6 protein-coding genes are annotated in these 13,436 nt (G+C 41.3%); 5 read left to right on the forward strand and 1 reads right to left on the reverse strand.

From position 1 onward, the window contains the following. Positions 1–5: 5 nt before the first annotated feature. The 5 genes from SOM16_RS19070 to SOM16_RS19090 all read left to right on the forward strand — a co-directional run bounded on the left by SOM16_RS19070 (position 6) and on the right by SOM16_RS19090 (position 8,520). A complete protein-coding gene (locus SOM16_RS19070) occupies positions 6–1,448 on the forward strand; it encodes a fasciclin domain-containing protein (protein ID WP_320465591.1) in 1,443 nt (480 codons plus the stop codon). 27 nt (positions 1,449–1,475) lie between these two features. Beyond that, complete coding sequence (locus SOM16_RS19075; protein ID WP_320465592.1) at positions 1,476–4,736, forward strand: SusC/RagA family TonB-linked outer membrane protein; 3,261 nt, start codon at positions 1,476–1,478, stop codon at positions 4,734–4,736. A 24-nt stretch (positions 4,737–4,760) separates the two neighbouring features. Continuing rightward, a complete protein-coding gene (locus tag SOM16_RS19080; RefSeq protein ID WP_320465593.1) occupies positions 4,761–6,506 on the forward strand; it encodes a RagB/SusD family nutrient uptake outer membrane protein in 1,746 nt (581 codons plus the stop codon). Between the two features lie 101 nt (positions 6,507–6,607). Further along, positions 6,608–7,066 (forward strand): hypothetical protein, encoded by a 459-nt coding sequence (locus SOM16_RS19085; protein ID WP_320465594.1) that lies wholly within the window; start codon positions 6,608–6,610, stop codon positions 7,064–7,066. Between the two features lie 200 nt (positions 7,067–7,266). Then, positions 7,267–8,520, forward strand: a complete 1,254-nt coding sequence (locus SOM16_RS19090; RefSeq protein WP_320465595.1) for a glycoside hydrolase family 28 protein — start codon at positions 7,267–7,269, stop codon at positions 8,518–8,520. Positions 8,521–11,062: 2,542 nt separating this feature from the next. On the opposite strand, the gene SOM16_RS19095 is transcribed toward SOM16_RS19090, so the two are convergent. After that, positions 11,063–13,435 carry a glycosyl hydrolase 115 family protein gene (locus SOM16_RS19095; RefSeq protein ID WP_320465596.1) on the reverse strand — a complete coding sequence of 791 codons (2,373 nt, stop codon included), beginning with the start codon at positions 13,433–13,435 and terminating at the stop codon, positions 11,063–11,065. Position 13,436: the final 1 nt, after the last annotated feature.

The following is a 13,436-nucleotide window of genomic DNA, read 5'->3' on the forward strand; positions in this document are numbered from 1 at the left end:
CCTAAATGAAAAAAAATATACGAAATATCTTACTGTTGCTTGGTGCTTTAGTTGCGCTAAACGGCTGTAAAGATAAAATGGATGAGCATATCGAAATTGTTAATGTAGACAACACGGTTGACGTGTTCCAAAAATTATCAGCGCAACCCAACCTCAGTAAGTTTAGTGATTTCCTGAGAAGTACAGGCTATGACCAGTTACTAAGTTCGTCACAAAATTATTCTGTTTGGGCTCCTACAAATGAAGCGCTTGCAGGTTTAGACGCGGCCATTGTTGCCGATCCGGTGCGGCTTAAAGATTTCGTGGCAAATCACATTGCTTTAACCACCATTACTGCACCAAAAACACTCACCGATACGGTTAAAGTGGCCTTATTGAATAAAAAATTTGCCACTATTATTGGCGATAAATACGAGGATGCTACTGTTTCTGGCAAAGGCCAGTTTGTTAAAAATGGTGTTGTTTATGCGATAAACCAGGCGGTGCCAAGCCGGTTAAATATTTGGGAATACATGCTGAATAGCACGGATGCTCCTGCACAAACGGCTTACATCAGTACGGTTACTTCTTTTGTAATTGATACTGCAAATGCCACCATTATTGGCTACAACACTACCGGAGGACCTATTTTTGCGTCTAACCCACCGCTGGTTTCCCGAAATGCATACTGGAATAGCGTTGCTGATTTGAGAGTAGAAAATCAGCAGTACACCTTTTTTATGCTTCAGGATCCTGCTTTTAACAGCGAAACGGCCAAACTTACGCCATACTTCTCTGTAGTGGATAAATTTGCATTGGTGCGAGATTTTACGGTAAAGGGTTTATTTACACCAGATAAATTGCCAGATACCTTATTGTCTCTGCGGGGAGTTAAAATTCCGATTTCAAAATCTGCAATAGTGAAGTCTTACCGTGCCAGTAATGGAATTGTATATGTGATGAGTGCGCTACCATTCAGGCTGAAAGATAAAGTGCCAACATTTAAGATTGAAGGCGAAAATCCAACAAGTTTTAGGGTAGACAGAACCGGAAACACATTTTACAGGCTTAAATTAGATAATAATAATATTCCTTACCGGGATATTGAGGTTTACAATCATGGTGTAGCCGATTACTACATCCGCTATCAAAGAAGTAGCGTACCTTTAGTAAAGTACAAGGTTTATGCCCGTGCAGTTTCCGGTGCTGCCGGAGATTCGCAAGTGGCGGCTTTCACCCAGCGGTATTTCATTTTTAATCCGCTTACCTCTACTGTTGAGGCGCCAGTTTATGATCTTTTTGCCACGCAACTGGTAAGTCCCTTAAACTACAGTGAAGTTTATTTAGGCGACTATTCCCCTAAACAATACGGCCTTTTGGATCTGAGACTTACTTCGGCTACCAGCACATCAGTTAACGTAAATACGCTCATACTGGATTATTTAAGATTTGAACCTATTCTTCCATAAGCAAATAATTCTGAAATAAAATTGACTATGTATCATTTTACCATTATAAAAAAAGGATTATCATTGGCCTTATTCGGTTTAATGTATGCTGCTGCAGCAATTGCACAGCAAACCGATACCATCGCTACAGACTCCAGCAAATACAGCACCGATACCACAACGGTAAAAATACGGCAGAAAAAACTGGTTGGTCAAAAAATTACGGGAACCGTTGTAGATGGCTATACCAATAAGGCCATTGTTGGGGCAAAACTTACCGTGACCGATTTTTCTGGCGCTTTAACTGATGATAAGGGTAGATTCTCTATCGTTGTACCCAACTTAAATTCAGCGATCTTAATTAGTAATTCCGGTTATCATACCAAGATGCTGGCGGTTCACGCTGGTAAAATGGCTGTAATTAAAATATATCCTACAGAATATACCTCCCTATTTACAGAGGTAGTGTTGCCATCAGGTACACAGAATCTGGCCCGTACCTCTTCAGCTATTTCAACAGCCAACCCAAAAGGTGGCTGGAGCAATAATGGTGAAACCATGGATAGCTATTTACAGGGCAGAATGGCTGGGGTAAATTCCATTAGAAGGTCTGGTACGCCAGGCATTGGTGCAGATCTTTTTGTTCGGGGTTTTACTTCACTTTATGGAACCAACCAACCCCTCTATGTGGTAGATGGGATGATCTATGATGCAAATTCTTATGGATCATCGCTTACGGCAGGACATCGCAACAATCCATTGCAATTTATTGATGTACGGGATATCGAAAGCATTACTTTAATTAAAGATGCTGCGGCTGCAACCGTTTATGGAACCAAAGCTGCAAATGGCGTAATGGTGATCACCACTAACCATGCGCAGGATCTGGCTACCCAAATTGATTTTTCGGCTTACAGCAGTATAAATCTGGTTCCGCGTCAGCTTTCTGTAATGAGTAGTGGCGATTTCAGAACTTACCTGTCTGATGTATTACAAAGCCAGGGCTTAAGCAGCGGTGCAATTGCCGCACTACCATATATGAATGATGACCAAAATCCGGCTACTAATCCATTGTATCCCGTTTATCATCAAAATACCGACTGGCAAAAAGAAGTTTTCAAACGCAGTTTTGATCAGAATTATTTCTTAAAGGTAAGTGGGGGAGATAACATCGCAAAGTATGCCTTATCGGCAGGTTACTCCAAAGACAAAGGGATTATCGATTCTACCAATAATGTGAACTATCACATGCGTTTCAACAGTGATTTAAACCTCACAAAAAAACTGCAGGCCAATACCAATCTATCTTTCAGCTATACCGAACAGGCACTTAAAGATCAGGGGATTGCTCCACGTACTAATCCAATCTTCCTGTCTCTGGTTAAAGCGCCTTTTCTGGCAAGAAACGAAATTAGCGGCACCGGAGCGGTTTCGCCGAATCTTGCAGATGCAGATACGCTCGGCGTGAGTAATCCACGGGCTTTAATTGAGAAAGGATTGAACCAGAAAAAAGCCTATCGTATTTTTGGAAATATCAACTTCAATTATCAATTATCGAAAAGCATTACGCTTTCCAATTTAACGGGACTAGCTTACGATAAAACACAGGAAACACTATTCATCCCTAGAAAAGGCGTTACAAATGAAGTGCTGGATAATACCATTGGTGATAGTAAATTGGGTTCTCAGGTAATCAGGTATTCAAATGTTTTCAATGATTTGCGTTTTGCATATAATCAAACGTTTGCTAAAGACCACCATTTAAATATCAAATTGGGCTCGCGTTACTCACAGAGTTCAAGCGAGCAGGATTTCGCCATTGGTTATAACTCAGCTACTGATGTATTGATTAGCATCGGAAACAGTAATGCCTCATTGCGTTCGTTTGGTGGTGATATCGGCAACTGGAATTCATTAAATACATATTTCACAACCGATTACAATTACAAAGATAAGTACTACCTGAATTTTGCACTGGCTGTAGACGCTTCCTCCCGTTTCGGCAGAAGAGATGGTGCTTCTACCATCACCTACTCTAAAGGAGATTTAAGTATTGTTGGTGGCAGAACGGCTGTGCTGCCAGCCATTAGTGGTGCCTGGTTAGTTTCTTCAGAAGATTTTATGAAGGGCTATAAGGAAGTCGGTTTGCTAAAGCTGCGCATGAGTTACGGTTTAGTTGGAAACGATGATATTGGTAATTACAACAACAGACAGTATTACGTTTCGCAAAATTTGTTGGGTCTGCAAGGCTTAGTTCGTGGCAACATTGCTAATCCAAACATCCAATGGGAACAGGTAGCCAAGTTTAATACCGGTGTAGATGCTTCGTTCTTTAATGAACGCTTAAATTTAAGTCTCGATTATTATGTGCATACAACCAGCAAAATGCTAACCTATACTCCGGTAACTTCTATCGGTGGCATCGATTCTTATATTGATAACCAGGGCGGAATGAAAACATCAGGGCTTGATTTTGCTTTAAATGGCCGGATCCTTAATAAAACCTTTAAATGGGATTTAGGCATTAACCTGGGTACTTACAAAAATAAGATTCAAAGTTTGTCCGGTGGGAATGAAATCCTTACCGCCTATGCAGACGGAACATACCTTACGCGTGTAGGCCAGGCCGCGAACTTATTTTACGGACAAAGAACCAATGGCGTATATGCTACAGATGCCGAAGCGGCGGCCGCAGGGTTATCAATTGTAAACAGTGCAGGTGTTACGCTTCCCTTTAAAGGCGGCGACATGCGCTTTTTAGATACTAACGGTGATAAAATTATTAACGGTGCAGATCGCGTGGTGATTGGAAATCCAAATCCTGATCTTTTCGGGAGTTTCAATAATACTTTTGCCTACAAAAATTGGTCGCTGGATCTGTTAGTATCCTTTGTGTTGGGCAATGATGTTTACAACTACACCCGTTCGGTACTCGAATCTGGCGACGCCTACTACAACCAATCCAACATCATCAGAAACCGCTGGAAAGGAGACGGGCAGGTAACCAATGTACCCAAAGCCAGTTTTGGCGACCCGATGGGCAATTCGCAATTCTCTGATCGATGGATTGAAGATGGTTCTTACCTGCGTTTGCGCTCCGTGAACCTCACTTATAATGTACCGTTAAAAACCAAGGCCATTAAGTACGCAAGAATTTATGCGACCGGAAATAACCTGCTCACCTTTACCAACTATTTGGGCTACGATCCGGAGTTTAGTGCGACTGGAAGTATTTTTACGCAAGGTGTTGATACTACACTGGAACCACAATTCAGATCAGTGCAGTTAGGGGTAAGAATTGGTTTATAATTGATAATTGATAAAACGATGAAGATGGATTTTAATAAAAAAGTTGCCACCATATTTACAGTAGCCATACTTGCAACAAGTTCATGGTCTTGCAAGAAAATTATAGATGAGGTGCCGGAAGATAAGCTTGATATTACCAATGCTTACCGCAATGTGGCAGATGCCGATGCAGCCGTGATTGGCTTGTATGGTCAGTTTCTGAGCCTGGAAAAAACGTATATTTTACAGAATGAACTGCGTGCAGATTTGGTGGATGTAACCGCAAATGCCGATCCTTATTTAAAGCAGCTGGCTAACCATACCACCACTAAAGATAATCCGTATATCGATCCCAGACCCTATTACAAGGTGATTTTAAACTGTAATGATATTCTGAAAAACTTTAAGATAATGGCTGATAATTTCCGCATGAGTGTGGATGATTATAACAAACATTATGCAGATGTGGGTGCTTTGCGCAGCTGGATTTACCTGCAACTGGGCATTCAATATGGAAGTGTTCCCTATATTACAGCGCCAATCGAAAATGTAGATGATATTAAAAACCTCAGCACTTATCCCCGCATTCCCTTCGATCAGTTGCTCACGCGATTGATAGATTTTACCGAAAAGCTACCATACAAGGAAGTTTATGCCTATCCATCGGGTAATCCTTTGGTCATCACCATTGATGGAAATAACACGCAGAAAATATTTATCTGCAAACCTTTTGTATTGGGCGATTTGTATTTGTGGAACAACAATTATGTGAAGGCCGCAGAAAACTACCATAAGATTATGAACGTGGAGAATGATAATACGAATATCAACCTCGCTTATGATGCTTACAAAGTTGGTTATTACCTTAATTCTTCATACAATGATCAATCGGTTAGATACGGAAGATCTCAGGATGAAAGTACCCTTCTTTATGATCAGGGATGGAAAACCATGTTCAGTTCTCCAAACACTGGGAACGTTTGGAACATGGAGTTTCTATGGGGAATTCCTTACAGTTCCAGTTTCAAACCGGGAAACCCGATGATTGAGTTTTGTTCACCAACATTTGGTAAATACTTAATTAAACCATCTAATGCAGCCATCGATAACTGGAATGCACAAAGGCAATATAATGGCATTCCTTACGATGCACGTGGAAAATTATCTTACGAAACCACAACAGCCGGACCTGCAATTACTAAATTAACGGATAACCTTACACCAGTTTCAAACTTAAATAAAGGCGGCAAATGGGGTATTTATCGGGCTGCTTTATTGCACCTTAGAATGTCTGAAGCTGCTAACCGGGATGGTAAAGGGAAACTGGGTTGGGCCTTTTTAAATATTGGAATTGCCAATACTTTTTATGTAGGTACCAGAACGGCCGCCGGAGCTGCTGCGCCTGTATCTTTCGAAGAAATTAATACCATGGCTTCACCTTATGCTTTTCCTTTCAATTTCGACGCCCGGTTTAATGGCGATTACAGAAGTGCATGGTACCGGAACACAGGGATCAGAAACCGTGCTGGGGTGACAGCTTTGAATGTGAGCTTCCAGACAGATGTGATTGGCTTAGAAGGTAAACTAATTGATGAAGCCGCTTTGGAGCTTGCTTTTGAAGGAAACCGCTGGCCAGATTTACTGCGCATTGCCCGCAGACAAAATAATCCGGCTTTTCTTGCCGAAAGGGTATACCAGAAATTATTAAAAGATGGTGATCCAAATGCGGCAGCGGCCAGGGCAAAGCTTATGAATCCGGATAACTGGTATTTGCCATTTGAATGGAAATAAAATTATTAAAAGCTTTCATCCAATTAAAAGGATGGAAGCTTTTTTGTTACAAAGCTGACTTGTGGTTACAGATCGTTATCTTTAAATTTAATGTCAAAATCATGATGAAAAAGTTTTTGCCCTTTCTACTGGTATTGCTTTTACTTTTTTCCTGCAAAAAGGATAAAAGCGCTGATTCAATAAGTTCGTTTAATGGGAAATGGGCTACCGGTGGTTATGATTTTGAACTGTATGATGCTTCTGGAATGGTAGTGTCTCACAGCGTAGCCGATGCAATAAAAACTTACTGGACATTTGAAAAATCACAGCTGACATTAAGTTATGTGCTGAAACCCGATGTGATCACCTCTGGATATAAAGTACTGAATAAGGCAACTGAAAAGCATTTGCTGATTGATAATTCCAATATTGCCGGTCACACCGAATGGAAAATAGAAGCACAAACCGATCAGTTGATCAAAATAAGTACGGCAATTACTGATCCCGCCCTTCTTAATTCTACAGCTTTTCGGACCGCTGTAAGAGGAGTGAAGACTATTTATTTAGTTCATGAAATGTAGTAGCGATAATGGATGATCGATGCAGACTTACAGGATACCACAGGATGCACTTAAAACCTACATTGATGATATTTGAAAACGATGGGAACAGAATCCATTCGATAACCAAATATTAATTAATCAATATCAATGTTGCGGATAGCTTAATCAACAGTTTTCTAACTTAATTCTAGCTGAAGTAAAACCTTCATTTCCACCTTATGAAAAAACTTTTTTCATTTTTGTTCACCCTTGTTTCTTTATATGCGGCTCATGCTCAGGAATATGACATCACCAAATTTGGGGTAAAAAACGACAGTACAATTCTGCAAACCAAAGCCATTCAAAAAGTAATTGATCAGGCTTTTGCTAAAGGCGGAGGAACCATCGTAATTCCAAAGGGTACTTATTTAAGCGGTGCACTGTTTTTTAAGAAGAAAACAAACTTATTGCTTCAGGATGGTGCAGTACTGAAAGGATCTGATGAGATTAAGAACTATCCACTTATTCCATCCCGCATGGAAGGCCAGAGTCTTGATTATTATGCCGCCTTGGTAAATGCTTATAGCGTAGATGGTTTTAGCATCAGCGGCCCCGGAACCATTAATGGAAATGGTTTAAAATTCTGGAAAACATTCTGGACCCATCGCGAAGACATGAAAAAGATTGGCAAAAGCTCTACGAATCTGGAAGTCAGCAGACCACGGTTAATCTTTATCTGGAAATGTAATAATGTTAAAATTCAAAACATAAAGCTTTGCAACGCTGGTTTCTGGACCACCCATTTGTATCAATGCAATGATGTGCTAATTGATCATGCAGATATCCGTTCGCCGTTTAAGCCAGTAAAAGCACCAAGTACAGATGGCGTTGATATTGATGTTTGTAAAAGGGTAACCATCACCAACTGTTACATTTCTGTAAATGATGATGCCATTGTAATTAAGGGTGGGAAAGGACCAACGGCACACAAATTACCACAGAATGGCATTGTAGAAGACGTGCTGATTGAAAACTGTACTTTCGGACCTGCTCATGCTACGCTTACGTTAGGAAGCGAAAGTATCCATGCGAAAAACATTACGATGAGAAATTGCGTGGTAAATAATACCTGTCCGATTTTGAAATTTAAAATGCGTGGCGATACGTTTCAGTTGTTTGAGAACATCACTGTAGATAATATCACCGGAAGCAGCGGTGCTGTGATCGATTTAAACCCCTGGAGTCAGTTTTTTAACCTTGCCGGGAGCAAAGAAAAACCATTTGGCATCATCAAAAACATCACCATGTCCAACATTAAAATAACCAGCACTAAGTTTGGCGAAATGCAGGGTAACCCACTAGATCAGTTATCGAATTTCACATTTAAAAACGTAGAGGTAACTACCGAAAAGCCCGCGCTGATCAATAAATATGATGAGGTAAATTTTGAAAACGTGATGGTTAATGGGAAGGCCCTGGAGGTGGTAAGGTAGAGACGTTTATCGTTATTTAGTGTTCGTTTATCGTTATTGTTGGCATAATGCATACTGCTGGTCAACATCATGCTATTTCCACCTCGCTATCCGGCCTAGGAAATGATGGAAGGAGAAAACGTTAAAGCTTCAACCACAATCTTTCAACCCAACACAACCCAAGGCAGCGCGTCCTCTCCCGATTCTTCATCGGGTGCTTGTGCTGCCGCCCTCAAAGCTTTAACGAATTTATCCAACATCAGGTCCAAGCCTTGATTTTTTTGTTGCTTTTTTGATCAAGCAAAAAAGTAAAAGCCCTTCGGCGGCTAGCCGAGGCAAGCCAGAGTATTGGAAAAAGTTTATGGTAAGTAATGAAACAAGCCGATAAAGGAATGCTACAAAAAAATGTCTTTTACGCTTCGGGTTAAAGGATTTTATCGTGTCCTGGCCGGACGGGCCTTTTTTCTTTTGACAGCAAAAGAAACAAAACTGCCGGCTCGCAATTTTTTTATCCAAGTCAGTAGCTGGGCTTGGGTAGTGCCATCCCAAAAAATTGACCATGCCGGTCTAAGAGCAGAACGAAGAAACGGTGGTTTGGCCTTGTTGGATAGTGATAGCGATCGTCATTCTTGTTGTTATAAATTTAAGTCTGCATCCTAATTCTCATCATGCTATTTCCACCCTGCTATCCGGCCTAGGAAATGATGGAAGGAGAAAACGTTTAAAGCTTAAATCACAATCTTTCATACCCCCACGGTCCTAAGGCAGCGCGTCCTCTCCCGATCCTTCATCGGGTGCTTGTGCTGCCGTCCTCAAAGCTTTAACGAATTTATCCGACATCAGATCCAAGCCTTGATTGTTTGGTTCTTTATTATCAAGAATAAAGAACAAGCCCTTCGGCGGCTAGCCGAGGCAAGCCAGCGCAGCGGGAAAAGTTTTCAGCAGGTGATGACACCAGCCGATAGATGAATGGTACAAAAAAATGTCTTTTACACTTCTGGTTAAAAGGATTCTATTTTGTCCTGGCCGGACTGGCCTTTTTTCTTTTGACAGCAAAAGAAACAAAACTGCCGGCTCGCAATTTTTTTATTCAAGTCAGTAGATAGGGCTAGGTCAGTGCCATCCCAAAAAATTGACCATGCCGGTCTAAGAGCAGAAAGAAGAAACTGTGGTTTGGCCTTGCTGGGTAGTGATAGCGATCGCTATTCTTTTTATAAATCTAAGTCGCATCCTAATTCTCCTCATGCTATTGCCACCCTGCTATCCGGCCTAGGAGATGATGGAAGGAGAAGCCGTTGAAATTTTTGTATTAACGTTTCAAATACCTCAAACCCAAGGTAGCGCGAACGGCTCCTAAAATAAATCTTTATTACAAAGCAAATCGAGCCCTTGCGCTACCGCCATTTAAATTTCGACGCGCTAATCCGACATCAGATCCAAGCCTTGATTTTTGTTTCTTTTCATCAAGGAAAAGAAAATAGCCCTTCGGCGGCCAGCCGAGGCAAGGCAGCGCAGCGGGGAAAAGTTTTCAGCAGGTGATGACTCCAGCCGATAGATGAATGGTACAAAAAATGTCTTTTACACTTCTGGTTAAAAGGATTCTATTTTGTCCTGGCCGGACGGGCCTTTTTTCTTTTGACAGCAAAAGAAACAAAACTGCCGGCTCGCAATTTTTTTATCCAAGTCATGAGGTAGGCTAGGTCAGTGCCATCCCAAAAAATTGACCATGCCGGTCTAAGAGCAGAACGAAGAAACGGTGGTTTGGCCTTGCCGGGTAGTGATAGCGATCGTCGTTCTTGTTGTAATAAATCTAAGTCTGCATCCTAATTCTCATCATGCTATTTGCACCTCGCTATCCGGCCTAGGAGATGATGGAAGGAGAAGCCGTTGAAATTTTTGCACTAACGTTTCAAATACCTCAAACCCAAGGTAGCGCGAACGGCTCCTAAAATAAATCTTTATGTAAAAGCAAATCGAGCCCTTGCGCTACCGCCATTTAAATTTCGACGCGCTAATCCGACATCAGATCCAAGCCTTGATTTATTCATATTTTGTTTATGTTTTTATTGGCATTCATGAGCTCGCAGAAAAGCTCGGTTTTGTTTCTTTTCATCAAGGAAAAGAAAATAGCCCTTCGGCGGCTAGCCGACGCAAGCCAGCGCAGCGGGGAACAATCTTTCTTGTTATTTCTCGCACCTAGCGGGTTAGAAAGCATTAGTGGTAAATGAAGGCGGTGGAAGAAACGCTGTCATTCAGCGCGTAGCGCTGAATGACAGCGAGGGCTAATATCTCGGTACTTTCGTCATTACAGTAGGCACGACAAAGCAATCTTCTTTGTAGATTCTCCAATGGAGATTGCATCGTCAGCTGAAAAAGCCTCTTCGCAAGGAAGATTCCATTATGAAATTTACTGAGAAAGATCCTGAATCAAGTTCAGGAAGACGGTTCTGCAAGGTTTTTCTACTTTGGTCTTTCCGCTTTTAGCTTTAGTCTTTTAGCTTTAATCCTTGTTCCTTACTCCTTGTTCTTTACTCGTTGATCTTTGTTCTTTACTCCTTCATCCTTATTCCCTCACCTCTCTTTTCCAAACCTTAACCTGATCCAAAACAACCCCCTCGTCCAAAGCCTTTATGGAAATAACATGAGAACCACCTTTTTTCAACAAAGCCGCTTTCGTAACCCTGATGGCTTGATTCCTCAACACATTCACTTTCCATTCTTCGTTCCGGTCTACGGTATGGTAATCCACCACTTGCAAAGACTTGCCATCAAGAGAAATCTCATAACGGATCAGTTTGTCATCAACAGGATGATTGGGTGCTAAAGAAACTTCAATATTAAGTAAGTCAACATTTAAATCTTTAAACGTATAAGATACAGTGCTTCCCTTTTTTAAGCTAATTGCGTTTCTGTTATAGCCTAAGCCGTGGCCAACAGGTTTTATACCTTTAAAAGAAGAATAGTCAGAACCGTTAGTAGATGCGAGTGGCTTTTTATCTTCAGTTAATGGCTTATTAATGGTATGATGAGGAACTTTCTGAAAAACTGCTAAATCCCTGGGTTGAGCATTCATTATATTTTTCCATTTTCCATTAGCCAGTGAGTTATAACGTGCGGTAAGCCCTTGAATGGTATCAAAGGCATCATCGCTTTTTGTCCATTCGGCCAATCCATGTCGCGCCAGCTGACCATACAAATGTTTCTTATTCATCTCTGCAGCGCTTCTTACCGGATATTCTACTAACTCAAACCAGGCATCCTGTTTTTCGGGTGCAATAAGTTTCGAAATTGTTATTACCTTATCAGATAGCACATTATATTGGGCAATGCGGGTTTTAATTTCCTGCTCGCTCCAGGGTAAATCTGCCACCACTTTAAACTGAGGATCTTTTTCTTCGGTACGGGTGTTGGCCATAAATTCAGGTTTACGAATATAGGCCAGGCGATAGTATTCATTCATCACGGAAAGAAGTTCAGGGGCATTCTTCGCACCAAACTCACGACTGAGCCAGTTCTGTAAATGCTGATCCAACCCTTCCTTACTATCTTTTATCTGATCAATATTCCAGGCCATATCCATAAATAACTCTGTTAGATATTCTGCAGGTTTGATGTCGCCAACATTCAGCATCCAGATGTCTTTCGCACCTTTATCATAAGCCATTTTCATTTGGGTATAAACCTGAGCCGGATGGTTGGTGGCTAGCCAAAGGTAATCGTGCGGACGACCCCAGTAAGAAATATGATAGTAAACGCCATTGCCACCCCTGCGTTTGCGCTCCGTTTCATTAGGGAAATGACGGATATAACCATAATTGTCATCACACCAAAGCAGGGTTACATCATCTGGTATTTTTAAGCCCATATTGTACACGTCTAATACCTCTTTGTATGGAATAAAAACCTGAGGCACTTTTTCCGGGTTACTGTTTAGGGTGTTAGTGATCATTTCCCGCTGATCTTTCAATACGTTTACTAAAGCATCTTTCTGCTCTTGCAAAGTATTAGCGCCCTGCATTTTACCATCATGTACGCCACGGATACCCAAGGTATACAGGTTATCTGAGTTTTTAAGTTGCGTTACCCGATCCTGCCAGAAATTAAGCACGTTTTCACGATTATTTACAAAATCGTAATTTCCTTTTCCATCAATTTTCCATTCTGTATTGGCATTTCGCATCATGGGTTCGCAATGAGATGCGCCCATGATTATTCCATATTGATCAGCCATTTCTTTATTGCCCGGCGTTTGGTAAAATGCAACAGAAACTTCGTGCATAGGTGGCCAAAAAGTGTTTGCTCTTAAACGTAAAAGCAGTTCGAAGATCCGGGCATTGGTTTTCGGACCAACTTGCCCGTTAATTTTCGAAGGCTCATGAGTAAGGTAACTCCATGGTGTTAAACCCCAATCTTCATCATTAATGAAAATTCCGCGGAGCGCAACCGAAGGATGTTCAAACAAGTTGAAGCCATTTTTAAGCACTACGGCGTTTCGTTGTTCAATTTTAGCATCTGCCCACCACTCCCAGGGCGAAACACCTATACGTCTTGATAATTCCAGAATTCCGTATGCCGTGCCACGTTTGTCGCTTCCCAAGATGTAAACTTTATCGTTTTTAACCTGGATTACGTAACCTTCCTGATGTAATTTTAAACCCTGGATAGATTGGTGATCAATTCCTTTTTCAGCCGCTGAACCATTTCCCAACGTTCCGATCAAGATCTGCGCGTTGCTGCTGATATTAACTTTTCCGGCAAATACAGCGCTATAATCACGACTGAAAATTTCTAAGGCAGTGTTTACCACCGGCGCTTCTTTTGCTGAAATGGCAACATTTACATTATTTTCTTTTGTGAAAATAAAATCTGCAAAAACCGGGTAGGGAAGGGCAAGCGCAAAAGTGGCAACGAAGGGAATGATTTTTTTTAAATTCATA

Source organism: Pedobacter sp. CFBP9032 (assembly GCF_034045265.1).
Classification (GTDB): domain Bacteria; phylum Bacteroidota; class Bacteroidia; order Sphingobacteriales; family Sphingobacteriaceae; genus Pedobacter.